A 15,451-nucleotide genomic window follows, 5' to 3' on the forward strand; every position below is an offset into this window, starting at 1 on the left:
TTCATGTGTCTATCCATCCCTTCTCAGGTGGTGCAGCTGCACCCCGAAGATAACTGCGTCACCGTCGACACCCTTGGGGTGCAGCGGCGCGTCAGCTGCATGCTGCTCGAAGAGCCTCTCAACATTGGCGACTATGTGCTGCTCCATATCGGCTTTGTGATGAGCAAGATTGACGAAGAGGAGGCGCAGGCCAGCCTCGAGAGCTTCCGCCAGATGGTGGCCCTGATGCCCAAACAGGATATCTTGCCATGCTGACCTTGAATGATCTCTTTCAGGGCTTTCGCCAGCCCGAGGTGATCCGAGCCCTCGCCGCCCAGATCACTGAACTCGCCAACGATCTGCCCGAGCCGCTGCGGGTGATGGAGGTGTGCGGCGGTCATACCCACACCATCATGAAGTACGGCCTGCACCAGTTGCTGCCGGCCAGCATCGAGTTTGTCCACGGCCCCGGCTGCCCGGTCTGCATCATGCCCAAAGAGCGCATCGATCAGGCCATCGAGCTGGCCCGCCAGCCCAACGTCATTCTGGTCACCTTGGGGGACATGATCCGGGTGCCGGGCTCCAAGGGCACGCTGGCACAGCAGCGCGCCAAGGGGAGCGATATCCGCCCGGTTTACGACCCCCTCGACGCCCTGCGCATCGCCAAAGAAAACCCGGAAAAAACCGTGGTCTTCTTCGCCATCGGTTTCGAGACCTCTACCCCCATGACAGCCGCGCTCTTGGCTGCCGCTGAAGAGCAAGGGGTCGAGAATCTCTTGTTTCATATCAACCATGTGCTGGTGCCGCCCGCCATTCACGCCGTGATGGCCGACGGGGTGGCCAAGGTGAACGCCTTTATCGGCCCCTCCCACGTCAGCGTCATCACCGGCGCCGATATCTACCTGCCCATCGTCGATCGCTATCAGGTGCCGGTGGTGGTGAGCGGCTTCGAACCGGTGGATGTGATGGAGGCGCTCTTGATGATGGTGCGCCAGAAGGTAGAGGGTCGCTACGCCCTGGAGGTGCAATACAGCCGCGCCGTCACCGCCAGTGGCAATAAAGCCGCCCAGCGGCTGGTCGAGCGCTTTTTCGAGACCCGCGAGCACTTTCGCTGGCGAGGTCTGGGGGATATCAACGCCTCCGCCCTGCGCCTGCGGGATGCCTTCGCCAAGCGCGATGCGGAGCGTCACTTTGCGCTCAATCAGACTCCCATCGATGACCACAAGGCGTGCCAGTGCGCCGATATCCTGCGCGGCCTGGCCAAGCCAAACCAGTGCAAAGTCTTTGGCCGGGGCTGCACCCCGGCCCAGCCCATGGGCAGCTGCATGGTCAGCTCCGAAGGGGCCTGCAATGCCTACTACCGATATATGGGGATCCAGGAACGATGAGAGAAATCCAACTTAGCCACGGTGGTCGGGTGATGGGTGGAGATGAACCAGCCTGTTTCGGCAATCTTGTGGAGAACCAGACCCGATGAGAGAAATTCAGTTAAGCCATGGCGGCGGCGGCGTGGAGATGAACCAGCTGATCAACCAGCTCTTCTTTCGCCACTTTGGCAACGAGATCCTGCTGCGCGGTGAAGATGCCGCCCTGTTGCCGGTAGAGGGCCCCGTCGCCTTTACCACCGACAGCTTTACCGTCTCGCCGCTGTTCTTCGAGGGGGGCGATATCGGCAAGCTGGCCATCGCCGGCACGGTCAACGATCTCGCCATGATGGGGGCCAAGCCCGAGTATCTGAGCTGCAGCTTTATCATCGAGGAGGGCTTCCCCTACGCCGATCTCGCCCGCATCGTCGAGTCGATGGCGGCTGAACTTGCCAACAGCGGCGCCCGCATCGTCTGCGGCGACACCAAGGTGGTGCCCAAGGGAGCGGCCGACAAGATCTTCATCAACACCAGTGGGGTCGGCACCTTCCCGCTGCCCGAACAGAGCCGGGGCATATCGGTGAGAAACCTCAAGGCCGGTGACGCCATTCTGGTGTCGCGGGATATCGGCAGCCACGGCGCCTGTATCCTGATGGCCCGTGACGCCCTGCAACTGGGCTCCGATCTCAAGAGCGACTGCACCACCCTCTGGCCGCTAGTAGAAGCGCTGCTAAAAGCGGGTATTACCCCTCACGCCCTGCGCGACGCCACCCGCGGTGGCCTTGCCGCCGTGCTCAACGAGTGGAGCAGCGCCTCCGGCGTTGCCATCGAGCTGGAGGAGTCCGCCATTCCGGTGTGCGGCCCGGTGCGCGGCCTGTGCGAGCTCTACGGTTTCGAGCCCTATGATCTTGCCAACGAGGGGACCATGGTACTGGCCCTGCCTGCTGAACAGGCGCAGGACGCGCTGGGCATCTTGCGGCAATTCAACCCCGCAGCCAGCCAGATCGGCGTGGTGCAGGCGAGCGATCGCCACAAGGTGATCCTGAGCAACCCTTGGGGCAGCCGTCGTTATCTGGAGCTGCCGCAAGGGGAACTGCTGCCGCGGATCTGCTGATAGGCCATGCCGTTCCGTCAATTTCAGGGAGGAGTCACTGCTTCTCCCCATATCGGTTAAGGAGCCACCATGCACGAAATGTCTCTGGCCATGGCCGCCATCGATCTGGCGGCCGAACAGGCCACCCAGCGGGGCTTTAACAAGGTGACCGCCCTCTGGCTCGAAGTCGGCAGCTTCTCCTGCGTCGACCCGGACACCATTGCCTTCTGTTTCGAGGCTGCCGCCAAGGGCACCGCCGTCGAAGGGGCCCAGCTTCACTTTCAGCACCAGGCGGCAGAGGCCTGGTGTTACGACTGCAACCAGACGGTCACCCTCACCGAGCGCGGGCAGGCCTGTCCCGAGTGTGGCGGATACAAATTACGAGTCGCGCAAGGGAACAGCCTGCGCATCACCGACATCGAGGTAAATTGATATGTGTAGCATATGCGGATGCGGTCAGGCGCGGATCGCCGGCCATGAGCACGATCATGAGCATCATCACGAACATGAACATCACCATGAACATGGTCATGAGCACGACCATCATGACCACGAGCAGAGTGCACCGCGCACCCTGATCATTCACCACCACTACCACCACCAGGGGAATGTTCATCACCACTACCACGGGGTGCGGGCTCCCATGGGCCATGAGGGTCATGAGGGTCATGATCAGACGCATGAGCACCATCATGATCACCCCAACGACCATCATCATGAACATGGCCACTCTCATGACCACGGGCATTCCCACGCGCATCCCCATGATCACAGCCACGACCATGACCATGACCATGACCATGACCATGACCATGACCATCAGCAGGGTGATCTGCACTACGGCAAAGGGGAAGCGGGGTTGTCGGTGCCCGGCATAGGGCAGCGCCAGCTGATCGCCATCGAGATGGACGTGCTGGCCAAAAACAACGCCTTGGCCGCCCACAACCGCGAACACTTCGACGAGGCGGCCCAGCTGGTGCTCAATCTGGTATCGAGCCCGGGTTCAGGCAAGACCACCTTGCTGTGCGAGACCCTGCGTCAGCTGGCTGACAAGCGCTCCTGCGCGGTGATCGAAGGGGATCAGCAGACCAGCGCCGATGCGGATCGCATTCGTGCCACTGGCGTCCCTGCCGTGCAGATCAACACCGGCAAGGGCTGCCATCTGGACGCCAAAATGGTTCACGACGCCTGCCACCAGTTGCCCGCCAATCAAGGGGGCATCCTCTTTATCGAGAACGTGGGCAATCTGGTCTGCCCCGCCAGCTTCGATCTCGGCGAGAAGTACAAGGTGGCGATCCTCTCCGTCACCGAGGGGGAAGAGAAGCCGCTGAAATACCCGGACATGTTCGCCGCCGCCCAGCTGATGGTGATCAACAAGATTGATCTGCTGCCTTACGTCAGTTTTGACGTGGCCCGCTGCATCGAGAACGCCAAACGGGTCAACCCCTATATCCAGGTGATCCAGGTCAGCGCCACCACAGGTGAAGGGATGGATGCCTGGCTTAACTGGCTGGCCAGTGCCTGAACCGGTTAAACGCCACTGATAACGGTAGAAAACAAGAGAGGGAGGCTGATGCCTCCCTCTCTTTTATCTGCGCACCTCCTCGGCCGCCCTAACTGTTCGGAGTAGCCAGCGTCCCACACTCGCGTCCCCTCACCCTGGCCCTCTCCCCAGGGAGAGGGAACCGGTTCGTGGGTGCCGCGACTATACGACGCCCTCAAACCCCTCAGGGGGCTTCGAGCATAACAACCAGCCATATTTTCAAACCCCGAGATTTTCCAAACCCTAAACCCTGAGCGGGTGAGATGGCACCGTCTGCCCCCTTCTCCCCTTGCGGGAGAAGGGCTGGGGATGAGGGGGAACACCAATCCTCAGGCCACATTGCAAACCATCAATTCATGCTCAGCCGTCTCCTCACCAAAGCGCAACACCCGATGACAGATCTGGTGCAATAACGCCTGCTGGTGACTGAAGACAAGCATGGCGAGCCCCCGCTGCTCGCACTCCATCATCAACTCCTGCCAGAGCTGGCGCTGAATTTGCGGATCCAGCTGGGCGGTCACCTCATCGGCAATCAGCAACCGGGTGCGGGGATCGAGGGCGCGCAACAACGCGATGCGGGCCAGCTCACCGCCGGAGAGCTGACCGGGTTTACGACCAAGCCATTCAGGCTTGACCATAAAGCGGGCCAGCATGGCCTCATCGGGGCGCCATACATCCCACAGCGCCTGCCCTGTGGTGCGATAGGGATTGAAGGTGAGCTCCGGGTGCTGGGGCACCAGCTGGATGGGGTGATAGCCTTTTACCCGTTCAGGCACAGACTGCCCATCCAGCAGGATCTGCCCGCCGGCCCCAACCGGTTGCCAACCTGCCAATACCCGCCCCAGCGTGGTCTTGCCATGACCGCTCGGCGCAGAGATGCCGACCCGCTCGCCCGCTTTCACCGTCAGTGACAACCCCTGCCAGAGAGGGCGTTCCCCCTGGGCGATGGTGAGATTTCGTAGTTCCAACATTATGAAACCTCCGGCACAGAGAAGAGCGAATTGAACTCCGGCAGCGCCTGCCAGTGGGCTCTGAGCATCTCGCTCCCCTGTCCCTGGCGCAAGTGGTGGCAACTCAAGGTGTCGCTCACCTGGCCCTGATGCAGCGCCACGATGCGATCGGCAAAGCGGGTCGCCAGCGCCAGATCGTGGGTCACCCAGAGGATGCCGCTGCCCTGATTGGCCAATTCACGCAACTGGGTGAGCAGCTGGCAGGCCAGCCCCTCGTCGAGCCAGGCGGTGATCTCGTCCGCCAGAATGTAGCGGGCGCCGCCAAGGGCCGCGGTGCAGGCCAGAATGCGCTTGGCCATGCCGCCGGAGAGCTGGCGCGGATAGCTGTCCAGGGTGGCGGCGGGCAGCTGGTAACGCAGCAATTGCTGGCCGAGCCGCTCGCGAGAACCGCTCTGGCCGCAGAGGCGCGCCGCCCGGCCCAGCTGACGCTCCACCGTCAGCAATGGATTGAGGGCGCTTACCCCCTGTGGCACATAGCAGAGGGTGTGACCGCGCAGACGGGCGCGGCTGGCATCGCACAGGGGCGTGCCATCGAGGGAGATGGTGCCGCGCATGCGCAGGTTTTCCGGCAGCAGGGTCAGGGCGCTTTGCAGCAACAGGCTCTTGCCCTCGCCGCTCCCCCCCACCAGTGCAACTATTTCCCCCGGCGCCAGTTGCAGGCTGATATCGGTCAGCAAAGGCTGCCAGCTGCGCCGCCCCAGCCAGGAGTAGTGGGCCGCCTCTATGGTCACCTGGTCAAAACTCAGCATGTATCTCCCCCAAACCCAAACCAGAGTTGTTGCAGGGCGCGAGTGGCCTGATCAAACAGTAAAACCAATGTCAGTAGCATCAGACCGGGGAAGAGGGCCAGCCACCAACCGCCACCGGCCAGATAACGCAAGGCATCGGCCAGCAGCAAGCCCAGCGAGGCCTCGTGGGCCGCCAGACCAAAGCCGAGGAAGCTCAGCGCCGCGCTGTGCAGCACCGCGTGGGGGAACATCAGCAAGGTGCCGATAAACCACTGGGGCAACAGCCCCGGCAACAGGTGGGTGCGCCAGCGACGCAGCGCCCCCATCCCCTGACAGCGGGCCAGCACCACATAGTCACTGCAGGCGATCCGCCGCGCCTCGGCACAGAGAATGAGCGCCAGCTTGGGCCAGTGGGTGAGCGCCACCGCCAAGATCACCCCGCGCATGCCGCCCCCCACGGTAAAGCAGATAAGGATCAAGAGCAGCATATGGGGCAGCGCCAGCATGGCGTCGATCACCAGCCGCACCGCCGCATCGCACCTGGGGTGGATGAGCGAGACGCTGGCCGCCACCATGGCCAACAGGCCACTGCACAGGGCCGTGCTGATGCCGAGTTCCAAACTGGTGAGGGTGCCCTGAAAGGCCCGCAGCCAGAGATCCCGTCCCATCTGATCGGTGCCGAACCAGTGGGTCAGCGAGGGAGGTTGCTGGCGGGCCAGCAGATCCATCGGCACATCCTGATGAGAGAGGCTCCAGCCATAGCTGGCCAGCAGCAGCAGGCAGATCAGCGCAAAGCCCAGACGCAGCAAGGAGGGGAGCGGATTAAACAGCATGCACACCCTCCCAGCCCCGATTGATGCGGGCCAGCAGCACCCGCGCCACCGCGTTGCCAATAAAGACCAGCAGGGTGCAGAAGAGCACGATTCCCATCAGCAGGGGGATATCCCCCCTCAGCCCCGCATCCACGGTGGCCTGGCCGAGCCCCGGATAGGAGAAGACCTTCTCTGCCAAGAGCGATCCGCCAATCAGCTCACCGAGGGAGGCAAACTGCAGGCAGAGCGCCGGGGTCAGGGCGTGGCGCAGCACGTGAAAACGCAGCATGGGCCAGCCACCATCGCCCTGGGCGCGGGCGTAGCGAATAAAATCGCTCGCCAGCACCTCGGCCACCCGCTCCCGGGTATGCAGCGCGATATTGCCAAGCCCCAGCAGGGTCAAGGTCACCACCGGTAGCAGCAGATGACGCAAGCGCATCACCCAGTCCGCCTCATCGGCAGCGAGGCCAGGCGTCCAGGCGCAGCAGACCGGCAACAAGGGCCAATGCACCGCAAACAGGGCGAGCAGCAACAGGCCGACCCAGAAGGTGGGCAAGGAGGCGAGCAGGTAGGCAAAGCGGCAGATAAGGCGATCGGGCCAGCGGTTGAGATAGCGACCGGCGCAGAGGCCCAGCAACATCCCGAAAAAGCCGGAAAGCAGCCAGGCGCCCGCCAGCAGCAGGAAGGAGGCAGCAAAGCGCTGGCCAATCACCTCGCTCACCGGCGCGTTGTAGAGCATGGAGTAGCCGAGATCCCCCTGCAGCACCTGGCTAAACCAGTGCCAGTAACGCAGCCAGAGCGGCTGATCCAGCCCCCAGCGGGCGGCAATGCGGGCGTACTGTTCCGGCGGCACATGGAGCAGGTCGTTGCCGATATAGGCCTTGATGGGGTCGATGGGGGAGTAACTCAGCAGCACAAAGGTGGCGACCGAGACCAGACATAACAGCCCTGCCAGACGCAGCAGGGCTTTTAGCAACAGATAACCGGAGTGACTCAAGGGCGAACTTAACGGCACGTCCACCGCCAATCCTGCAGGTTGTTGAGGAGGGACCAGCTACCGTGAATTTCCGGCGCCCCCTTGCCAAGGTCGATGCAGCGATTGGCGAGATAGGTGTGCTGCACGTTGAGCAGCCAGGCCCAGGCGGCATCCCCCTGCACCCCGGCGCCGGCCTTGCCATCCCACTCCACCTGCTGCCAGAACGGCACGGCCGCCTGCCAGTTCGGGGCATCCAGCGCCTGCTTGAGGTGGCCATCCACCACCGGATTGCTGTAATAACCCGGGTTGTAGAACTCCACGCCGGCGGATCCGCTCTGGTAGTGGTGATAAAGCTCCATGGGATCCAGACTCCCCCACCCCATCAGCACCGGATTGGCGTGCATCTCCCGCTCCACCTGCTCCCAGCTGCCGGACTTGAGGCTCACCTCGAGGCCGATGGGTTTGAGCATGGCCCGCACCGCCTCCGCCAGATCCCGGCGAGTGCTGTCACCGCTGGTGTACCAGAGGGTAAAGGCGGCGCGCAGGTCGCCCTTGTGGCGAACGCCGTCGCTGCCCATCTTCCAGCCTGCCTCGTCGAGCAGGGCGTTGGCGTGAGCCGCATCGCCATCCTTGAAGGCAGTGGCTTTATTCAGCCAGGGCAGGCCTTCTACCGCGCTGTAGGCGGGGATGGCATGCCCCTCCAGCAGCTGGTCTGCCAGCAGCTGGCGGTCGATGGCGTAGTTGATGGCGCGGCGCACCGCCACGTCAGACGTCACGTCGTTGCCGATGAGATAACCCTTGGCATCCTTGCCACCCGCCGGCGGAATGGGGAAGACGATGCCGCGGTTCTCCACGCTTGGCCGCACCCACAGCTTGAGGGAGGCAGGCACGGTGGGCGCCAGCGACGGAGCGATGCGCACCAGGTCAAGCTGGCTGCTCTGAGCGGCGGCGTAGGCGCTCTCTTCATCGATAAAGACAAACACCAGCCGCTTGAAGTCATTGCTGCCGCCGGCGTAATGGGGGTTGACCTCCACCACCAACTGCTGGCCGGGCAGGAAGCTCACCAGCCGGTAGGGGCCGGCGCCGACCGGATGGCGAGCATAAGCCTTGGGATCGTAATCCTTCTTCGAGACGATACCCAAAGAGCCCAGTACGTTGACGAAGGTGCTCTGGGGGGCGCTTAAGACTATGGCAACCTCGGTTGGCGAGAGCACCTTGGCCGAGACAAAGTTGCCCATGTCGATCTTGCCGCCGCCCTGGGCTGCGCTGTTGTAGGTAAAGGCGACGTCTTCGGCGGTGAGCGGCGCGCCGTTGGAGAACTTCAGATCCGGCTTGAGGCGGATAAGCCACCCCTTGCCATCCTGGTTCGGGGTCACTGATTGGGTGAGCACGTTTTGCCAGCTGAGGTCGGCGTTCTGCTTGAGCAGCGGGCTGTGCAGCAGCAGGTAGCTGCCGTGGCTCCAGCCGAGCAGAGGGTCAAACCCTTCGGTGGGCTCACTGCCGATGGCGAGCTTGAGTTCGGCGGGAACGGGCTGGGCAGCCAGCGCCATGGAAGATAAACCGCCCGAGAGCAGGGCCAGCAAGGCGGCCGCCGTGACAGAGAGGCCTTTGTGGCGGCCGGCGTTGCTGCCTGAGTGGCAGCCAAAGCATTGAATGGTCATAAGATCCCTTGTTCGTTTTACCACTCACTACCCAAAAAACAGGGGCACGACAGAAGCGAGTGAGGGGCCAAAACGGCCCCTATTCTAAACCTGATTGCAGATGAGACCTAGCGTTGGGTGCCACCCACTGGGTCGCCGCGCCGGCCGCTGAACAGGCGGCGCCGGCTCAAGTTCACGCCGCCCTCCCCCTGCTGCACCGGAAGCGAAAGCAGCATCTTGAGGGTGCTGCTCACCAGCGCCCGTCCCTCGTCGGCCCCCAGATGCGGGTCGATGGGGGACATGAGCGAGCAGGCCATCAACTGCCCCGTTTCGGGCAATACCCCCACCATAAAGGTCAGGTTGCCGCAGGGGAGCTGCAGGGCGAGCCGATCGCTGCTGCTGCGCAACGGCCAGAGCTGATCCGGCCCCGGCAACACCACCACGCTCAGCATCCAGGGGGTGAGCACGCAGCCGAGCCACTGCCCTTCAAACAGGGTACACTCGGCCACGATGGGCATGGCAGCGTGATAGAACGGCAGGGCCTGCATCTCTTGCTGCGCGATCCGCTCGTACTGGGCAACCAGCAGCGGCGCGGGATTGGTGGCAAAACCGGCAAACTCCTGCGCCGGCTCTTTCGCGGCTTCGTTCACTGTCTTGTTCACTACCTCATTCACAATAGATTGCGCCATAGACCCTCCCGCGCTCGCTCGGCCTTCTCCTGCTCGGAGAGCGGGATGGCCGGAGCCCCCAGACTGGCCAGCAGAGTCAATATCCGATCCGTCGCCTCCCCCATGGCAGCCGTCACCACAGGGGTGAGGCCGATGCGGGGCTCGAGGGATTCGGGCTCGACCCCGATCAGGGTGAGCCGCCTGGGGGATTCCCCCGTCATGTGCAGCGCCGAGAGCACGTCCGCCAGCCCCAGCTGATGGGGGGAGATCTTGCGACCGAACAGGGTCGGGATCTCCTCATCCTTCAAGGTCACCACGGTACCCGGCGGATTGCCGCTGCGCACCGCGTCCGCCAGTATGATGTGGTCACGACTGGCCATCGCTTCGAGCAGCTCCATGCCGGCGGTGCCGCCGTCAAGCAGCTCGATGCCGGGGGCGAAGCGGTAGTCGCGCTCCAGCCCCTCGACGATCCGCACGCCGACGGCCTCGTCACTCAACAGCAGGTTGCCCACGCCCAGGATCAGGGTGTTCATCACAGCACCTTCACCTGAGTCGTTTCACCGCTCTGGGTGTCCACCACGTGCACCGCGCAGGACATGCAGGGGTCGAACGAGTGGATGGTGCGCACCACCTCTAGCGGCTTGGCGGGGTCGGCTACCGGGGTGCCCACCAGGGATTGCTCGTAGGGGCCGGGCTCGTCGTTGAAGTTGCGTGGGCCCGAGTTCCAGGTCGACGGCACCACCGCCTGATAGTTCTCGATCTTGCCGCCCTTGATGACGATCCAGTGGGAGAGCATGCCACGCGGCGCCTCTTCAAAGCCCACCCCGCGAAACTCTTTGTCCGCCGGGATCTCGGTCTTGATGTAGGCAGTGGTATCCCCCTTACCGATGTTGTCCACCAGCGCCTTCCACTGATGGGACAAGGTGTCTTTGAGCACACAGCAGCGCACCGCCCGGCCGATGATGCGGCCCAGGGTGGAGTGCAGCTGCCCAGTCTTGATCGCTGAACCGGTGAGCGTCTGGTAGAGGCCGTTCAGCTGATCGAAGTGTGCCACCGTCTCCGGGTGCTTGGCCGCGAGCTTGACCAGCAAGTCTGCGAGCGGCCCCACCTCCACCACCTTGCCGTAGAAGGTGGGGGATTTGACCCAGGAGTACTTGCCGTCATCCTGCCAGCCGGTGTAGTTGGGCTCGGTCTTGCCCTCCCAGGGCTTGAGGGGTTCGTCATCCTTGTACCAGGCGTGCTTGTTGCTCTCGGCGATGCCATCCATCAGCCAGGCATCCTGATGGCTCTCGATGGGACGATAGCCGGCCAGATCGCCGTTCTCGATGTAGCCACCCGGCATCAGGAAGCTGCCGCCGTCACCGTCGGTGGGCAGCTCCGGCACACTCAGGTAGTGCCTGGCCCCCTGCCCCAAGTTCAGCCACTCGGGGTAGTGGGCGGCGATGATGGCGGCATCCACCTTGTAGACCTGCTCGATAAACTCGCCGAGCCGATCGATAAAGCTCTTCACATACATGAGGCGCTCGAGGTTGAGCACGCTCGGCGCATCCAGGTTGATGGGGTTGGCCACACCGCCCACCGCCAGGTTCTGGATGTGGGGAGTCTTGCCGCCGAGGATGGCGACGATGCGGTTGGCATCGCGCTGGCACTCCAGTGCCTGCAGGTAATGCGCCACGGCGATGAGGTTCACCTCCGGGCTCAGCTTCATCGCCTTGTGGCCCCAGTAGCCGTTGGCGAAGATGCCGAGCTGGCCGCTCGCCACCAGGGCGCGGATCTTGTCCTGCACCTTGGAGAGCTCGTCGGCACTGTTGAGGGACCAGGTCGATACCCCCTTGAGCAAGTCGGCCGCTTTTTGCGGATTGGCCTCAAGGGCCGCGGTGATGTCCACCCAGTCCAGCGCGGAGAGCTGGTAGAAGTGGACGATGTGATCGTGGATGTTGTGGGCCGCAATGATCAGGTTGCGGATGTGCTGGGCGTTGACCGGCACCTTGGCGCCGATGGCGTTCTCCACCGCCCGCACCGAGGCGATGGCGTGAATGGAGGTGCACACCCCGCAGATGCGCTGCACTATCATCCAGGCATCGCGCGGGTCGTTGCCCTTGACGATCTCCTCCATCCCGCGCCACATGGTGCCGGACGACCAGGCCTTGGTGACGACACCGCCTTCGATTTCACAGTCGATACGCAGGTGACCCTCGATGCGGGTGATGGGGTCTATGGTGATACGTTGGCTCATACGTTGGCTTTCCCTCGGGCCTGATAATCTTGGTGAACACGTTCAAGTGATGGCAGTACCGGCAGCAGCCGGATCAGCAGCAAATAGGCACACACCTCGATGGCGACGAAGCCCAGGGAGATCAGCACTTCCGCCGCGGAGGGGAAGTAGTGGTAGCCATTGCCGGGGTTGAAGGCGAGCAGGGAGTAGTCCAGTCGCCAGAGGGCGGCGCCCAGCAGCATGCTGAGGGCCCCCAGGAACAACATGCGCGAATCGCGGCGGCTCTTGTCCCAGTGGAATACCAGCAGCGGGAAGATCATCAGCGCGATCTCGCACCAGAACATCAAGGCGTAGCGATTCCACTGGGAGAGGTACTCCGACTTGTCGTTGATGACGATCTCGGCAAAGCGCAGCGCCACAAACAGGATCAGGAAGATGTCGATCACCTGGGTCAGCTTGTAGAACAGCGACTTCTCGTTGGGGCCCCGCCCCGCCAGCCCCGCCTGCACCAGGGAGCCCTCAAACACGACGATGGAGAAGCCCATGATGAAGGCGGTCAGAAGCGAGAAGACCGGCAGCAGTTCATAGCTTTGCCAGAGCGGATGGATCTTTTGCCCCGCCACTATCATCAGGGACCCCATGGAGGATTGGTGCATGGTGGGCAGCAGGGCCCCCAGCGCCAGGATGAAGAACATGATCTTGTTGAGCCGCGCCATGGAGGCCTTCCAGCCGAACTTCTCCAAGAGCACGGGGGCAAACTCCAGCGCCATCACCCCGATGTAGATGGTCATGCAGACCGCCGTCTCGAACAGCACCGAGGAGGTGTTGAAGAAACCCGGAATGTAGAAGTAGGGCAGGTTCCAGTAACGGCCGACGTCGATGGTGATGGAGAGGCCGCCCAGCGAATAGCCGAACAGGCTCGCCAGCAGGGCCGGCCTTACCAGGGGGTGATACTCGCCCCGGTTGAAGACGTAGACCGCCCAGGCCAGCGCCCAGCCGCCGCAGGCGAAACCTGTGCCGATCAAAAGGTCAAAGGAGATCCAGAGCCCCCAGGGATAACCCCCGTTCAGATCGGTGACCGAACCCAGCCCGAAGATGAGGCGTTTGAGGATCAGCATGCCGCACAGGATGACGAACGGCGCCAGCACCATGACCGGCCAGCTGACCAATCTGCCCCCCAGCGGATGTGCCTTGTGATTACTCATGATCCTTGCCTCCCGATTGCTTGTCATGGCCCGCGTGCGAGTCATGATCGTCGCCATCCTGATGGTCCTTGGTGTTGCGGCGAATGAGCACCGAGAGCCCGGTCAGCACCACCAGCGGCAGCACCATCCCCTTGTAGAGGGTGTGCTGGATGTGCTCGGAGCGCGCCCCGGAGGAGAGCTCCGGCAAGTCAGGCATGTCGAGCTTGGTATAGGGCACCCCGGCCAGCACCAGCACCTGGGTGCCGCCCCCCTCCTTCTCGCCATAAACGTAAGGCTGGTAGTTGGGCACCTCGTGCAGATAGGGGTCGTTGGCCTGGAAAGTCTGGCGCGGGTAGGCATATTCGCTGCCCGGGGTGGCCAGCAGCCGGCGCTTGGCCTCGGCCATCAGCGCCTCGCGGGTGCCGAAGATGACGGCGCCGGTGGGGCACACCTCGACGCAGCCGGGCAGCTTGCCCTGATCGATGCGCTCAAGCCCCTTCTGGTTACAGAGCTCGCACTTGTGAATGGCCCCGAACGGGTTGTCGTAGTCATATTTGGGCACGTCGAACGGGCAGCCCACCATGCAGTAGCGGCAGCCGGTGCAGACGTCCGGGTTGTAGTGGACGATGCCGGTCCTGGGATCCTTGGTCAGCGCCTGCACCGGGCAGACAGAGACGCAGTTGGGATCGACACAGTGCATGCACTGCTTCTTGATGTAGGCATAGCCATCCACCAGCTGATCCTTGTGCTCACCCGTGCCGCTCTTCCACACCTGAATGATGTTGTTGGTGTAGGGGCTCAGCTTGTCGTTGTTGGACCAGGTCGCTTCCCCGACAGGATTGACCGGGTTGCCGTTGAGGCGCTGACACTCCGCCACGCAGGCCTGACAGCCGATGCAGAGGGTGGAGTCGTAGAGCATGCCGAGCGCGCCGGGAATGGGCGGCTTGTTCTGTGCCGCCAGGGCAGTGCCGGAGACGGTGGTGCCCGCCGCCAGCGCACCGACGGAGGCAAATTTGAGGAAATTGCGTCTGTTCACGGTCACTCCTCCCGTGAGGTGTGCTGCCCGGCTTCATGGCGCTTCTGCTGGCGACCGAGCTCGCGCACCGTCATCAGACTCACCCCGACCAGCACCCCGAGCGCCCCACCGATAAGGCCGGTGGCAGTGGGCGACATGTGCCCTCCCTCCTGGATGGCCACGTCGGGCTTGTTCACCCGCGGGGTGGGATTCTCCACCTTGGCGAGCTGGAAGATCCCCTTGCTGAACCCCACCCCCTGCTCGTTGCAGCCGTAGCAGGGATGGCCTATGCCCACCGGCCAGATGCCGCCGCCCACGTCGCAGAACTCCAGGGTCGAGCAGTTGCCGTAGGTCTCCGGCCCCTTGCAGCCCAGGTGATAGAGACACCAGCCCTGACGGTGGCCCTCGTCACCAAACTCCTTGGCAAATCGGCCGGCATCGAAGTGCGGGCGGCGCTCGCAGTTTTCGTGAATGAGCCGCTCATAGGCAAACAGCGGCCGCTTCTTGGCATCGAGCGCCGGCAGTTTGCCGTAGGTGATGTAGTAGGCGACCGTGGTGAGGAAGTTGTGGGGGTTGGGCGGGCAGCCCGGGATATTGATAATCGGCGTGCCGAGGTTGCCGAGGGCCTCCTCCAGGCTGACGGCGCCGGTGGGGTTGCCGCCGCTGGCGGGCACCCCGCCCCAGGCGGCGCAGGAGCCGATGGCGATGACGGCAGCCGCATCGGCAGCCGCGCGGCGAATATGGTCGACGATGGGCTCACCGGCCACCATGCAGTAAATGCCGCCATCTTTAAGCGGGATGGAGCCATCCACCACCAGCACATACTTGCCCTTGTAGCGTTCCATGGCGTTGTGCTTGTTCTCTTCGGCCTGATGACCGAAGGCTGCCGAGAGCACCTCGTGGTACTCCAGCGAAATGGTATTGAGGATCAGGTTCTCTATGGTGGGGTGGGTGGCGCGCAGCAGCGACTCGGTGCAACCGGTACACTCCTGCGCCCCTATCCAGATCACCGGAGGCCGCTCGGGGCTGGTGAGCGCGGTGGCCATCTTGGCCACGGCGTGTTGGCTTAATCCAAGGGTTGCGGCCATCCCGGCGCACAATTTCATGAAGTCACGGCGATTAATTCCATGAGCCGATAAAAAAGTATCCTCGACCATTCTTTTTATTCCCGTAGTGAGCACTTGTTTGATAAATGCTTAATAGCGGAAATGCTAAGTACTCCCC

Annotated in this window: 16 protein-coding genes; 5 read left to right on the top strand and 11 right to left on the bottom strand. The window is 63.1% G+C overall.

The genetic code is table 11. The features are described from left to right. The first annotated feature begins 3 nt into the window (after window positions 1-3). From AB5Y95_RS10115 to hypB, 5 genes are all read left to right on the top strand, one after another. A complete protein-coding gene (locus AB5Y95_RS10115) occupies window positions 4-255 on the top strand; it encodes a HypC/HybG/HupF family hydrogenase formation chaperone (protein WP_043819819.1) in 252 nt (83 codons plus the stop codon). Next, on the top strand, window positions 249-1,367 hold the full coding sequence (gene hypD / locus AB5Y95_RS10120; protein ID WP_368160861.1) for a hydrogenase formation protein HypD: 1,119 nt from the start codon (window positions 249-251) through the stop codon (window positions 1,365-1,367). The genes AB5Y95_RS10115 and hypD overlap by 7 nt, the downstream gene beginning before the upstream one ends. A gap of 85 nt (window positions 1,368-1,452) precedes the next feature. After that, complete coding sequence (gene hypE, locus AB5Y95_RS10125) at window positions 1,453-2,457, top strand: hydrogenase expression/formation protein HypE (protein WP_368160863.1); 1,005 nt, start codon at window positions 1,453-1,455, stop codon at window positions 2,455-2,457. Window positions 2,458-2,526: 69 nt separating this feature from the next. Beyond that, complete coding sequence (gene hypA / locus AB5Y95_RS10130) at window positions 2,527-2,868, top strand: hydrogenase maturation nickel metallochaperone HypA (protein WP_338714092.1); 342 nt, start codon at window positions 2,527-2,529, stop codon at window positions 2,866-2,868. A 211-nt stretch (window positions 2,869-3,079) separates the two neighbouring features. Further along, entirely contained in the window at window positions 3,080-3,961 is an 882-nt protein-coding gene (gene hypB, locus AB5Y95_RS10135; protein WP_368161056.1) for a hydrogenase nickel incorporation protein HypB, read from the top strand. Window positions 3,962-4,308: 347 nt separating this feature from the next. On the opposite strand, the gene AB5Y95_RS10140 is transcribed toward hypB, so the two are convergent. The 11 genes from AB5Y95_RS10140 to hybO form a co-directional block, all read right to left on the bottom strand. Then, window positions 4,309-4,950, bottom strand: a complete 642-nt coding sequence (locus AB5Y95_RS10140) for an ATP-binding cassette domain-containing protein (protein ID WP_368160865.1) — start codon at window positions 4,948-4,950, stop codon at window positions 4,309-4,311. Continuing rightward, on the bottom strand, window positions 4,950-5,738 hold the full coding sequence (locus tag AB5Y95_RS10145) for an ATP-binding cassette domain-containing protein (RefSeq protein WP_368160866.1): 789 nt from the start codon (window positions 5,736-5,738) through the stop codon (window positions 4,950-4,952). The genes AB5Y95_RS10140 and AB5Y95_RS10145 overlap by 1 nt, the downstream gene beginning before the upstream one ends. Further along, window positions 5,732-6,550: an ABC transporter permease gene (locus AB5Y95_RS10150; RefSeq protein WP_368160868.1), complete on the bottom strand. Its 819-nt coding sequence runs from the start codon at window positions 6,548-6,550 to the stop codon at window positions 5,732-5,734. The genes AB5Y95_RS10145 and AB5Y95_RS10150 overlap by 7 nt, the downstream gene beginning before the upstream one ends. Next, window positions 6,540-7,550 carry an ABC transporter permease gene (locus tag AB5Y95_RS10155; protein WP_279461543.1) on the bottom strand — a complete coding sequence of 337 codons (1,011 nt, stop codon included), beginning with the start codon at window positions 7,548-7,550 and terminating at the stop codon, window positions 6,540-6,542. The genes AB5Y95_RS10150 and AB5Y95_RS10155 overlap by 11 nt, the downstream gene beginning before the upstream one ends. Next, window positions 7,535-9,166, bottom strand: a complete 1,632-nt coding sequence (locus AB5Y95_RS10160) for an ABC transporter substrate-binding protein (protein ID WP_368160870.1) — start codon at window positions 9,164-9,166, stop codon at window positions 7,535-7,537. Before AB5Y95_RS10160 ends, AB5Y95_RS10155 begins: the two co-directional genes overlap by 16 nt. Before the next feature lie 107 nt (window positions 9,167-9,273). Further along, window positions 9,274-9,834: a hydrogenase-2 assembly chaperone gene (hybE, locus tag AB5Y95_RS10165; protein WP_368160871.1), complete on the bottom strand. Its 561-nt coding sequence runs from the start codon at window positions 9,832-9,834 to the stop codon at window positions 9,274-9,276. After that, window positions 9,816-10,346, bottom strand: coding sequence for a HyaD/HybD family hydrogenase maturation endopeptidase (locus tag AB5Y95_RS10170; RefSeq protein WP_368160873.1), 531 nt, complete (start codon window positions 10,344-10,346; stop codon window positions 9,816-9,818). Before AB5Y95_RS10170 ends, hybE begins: the two co-directional genes overlap by 19 nt. Continuing rightward, window positions 10,346-12,049 (bottom strand): hydrogenase 2 large subunit, encoded by a 1,704-nt coding sequence (gene hybC / locus AB5Y95_RS10175; RefSeq protein ID WP_368160875.1) that lies wholly within the window; start codon window positions 12,047-12,049, stop codon window positions 10,346-10,348. The genes AB5Y95_RS10170 and hybC overlap by 1 nt, the downstream gene beginning before the upstream one ends. Further along, window positions 12,046-13,233 carry a Ni/Fe-hydrogenase cytochrome b subunit gene (hybB, locus tag AB5Y95_RS10180; protein ID WP_139724683.1) on the bottom strand — a complete coding sequence of 396 codons (1,188 nt, stop codon included), beginning with the start codon at window positions 13,231-13,233 and terminating at the stop codon, window positions 12,046-12,048. The genes hybC and hybB overlap by 4 nt, the downstream gene beginning before the upstream one ends. Then, window positions 13,226-14,248, bottom strand: coding sequence for a hydrogenase 2 operon protein HybA (gene hybA / locus AB5Y95_RS10185; protein ID WP_368160878.1), 1,023 nt, complete (start codon window positions 14,246-14,248; stop codon window positions 13,226-13,228). Before hybA ends, hybB begins: the two co-directional genes overlap by 8 nt. A gap of 2 nt (window positions 14,249-14,250) precedes the next feature. Beyond that, window positions 14,251-15,384: a hydrogenase 2 small subunit gene (gene hybO, locus AB5Y95_RS10190; protein ID WP_048207472.1), complete on the bottom strand. Its 1,134-nt coding sequence runs from the start codon at window positions 15,382-15,384 to the stop codon at window positions 14,251-14,253. Window positions 15,385-15,451 lie beyond the last annotated feature (67 nt).

It is taken from the genome of Aeromonas sp. R5-3 (assembly GCF_040908225.1).
GTDB lineage: Bacteria > Pseudomonadota > Gammaproteobacteria > Enterobacterales > Aeromonadaceae > Aeromonas > Aeromonas dhakensis.

Coding starts and splice junctions, on each gene's coding strand:
- hypE (WP_368160863.1), top strand. CDS start 1,453: ATGAGAGAAATTCAGTTAAGCCATGGCGGCGGCGGCGTGGAGATGAAC.
- AB5Y95_RS10145 (WP_368160866.1), bottom strand. CDS start 5,738: ATGCTGAGTTTTGACCAGGTGACCATAGAGGCGGCCCACTACTCCTGG.
- AB5Y95_RS10150 (WP_368160868.1), bottom strand. CDS start 6,550: ATGCTGTTTAATCCGCTCCCCTCCTTGCTGCGTCTGGGCTTTGCGCTG.
- hybO (WP_048207472.1), bottom strand. CDS start 15,384: ATGGTCGAGGATACTTTTTTATCGGCTCATGGAATTAATCGCCGTGAC.
- hybB (WP_139724683.1), bottom strand. CDS start 13,233: ATGAGTAATCACAAGGCACATCCGCTGGGGGGCAGATTGGTCAGCTGG.
- AB5Y95_RS10160 (WP_368160870.1), bottom strand. CDS start 9,166: ATGACCATTCAATGCTTTGGCTGCCACTCAGGCAGCAACGCCGGCCGC.
- hypB (WP_368161056.1), top strand. CDS start 3,080: ATGGGCCATGAGGGTCATGAGGGTCATGATCAGACGCATGAGCACCAT.
- hybC (WP_368160875.1), bottom strand. CDS start 12,049: ATGAGCCAACGTATCACCATAGACCCCATCACCCGCATCGAGGGTCAC.
- AB5Y95_RS10115 (WP_043819819.1), top strand. CDS start 4: ATGTGTCTATCCATCCCTTCTCAGGTGGTGCAGCTGCACCCCGAAGAT.
- hybE (WP_368160871.1), bottom strand. CDS start 9,834: ATGGCGCAATCTATTGTGAATGAGGTAGTGAACAAGACAGTGAACGAA.
- hypD (WP_368160861.1), top strand. CDS start 249: ATGCTGACCTTGAATGATCTCTTTCAGGGCTTTCGCCAGCCCGAGGTG.
- hypA (WP_338714092.1), top strand. CDS start 2,527: ATGCACGAAATGTCTCTGGCCATGGCCGCCATCGATCTGGCGGCCGAA.
- AB5Y95_RS10170 (WP_368160873.1), bottom strand. CDS start 10,346: ATGAACACCCTGATCCTGGGCGTGGGCAACCTGCTGTTGAGTGACGAG.
- AB5Y95_RS10140 (WP_368160865.1), bottom strand. CDS start 4,950: ATGTTGGAACTACGAAATCTCACCATCGCCCAGGGGGAACGCCCTCTC.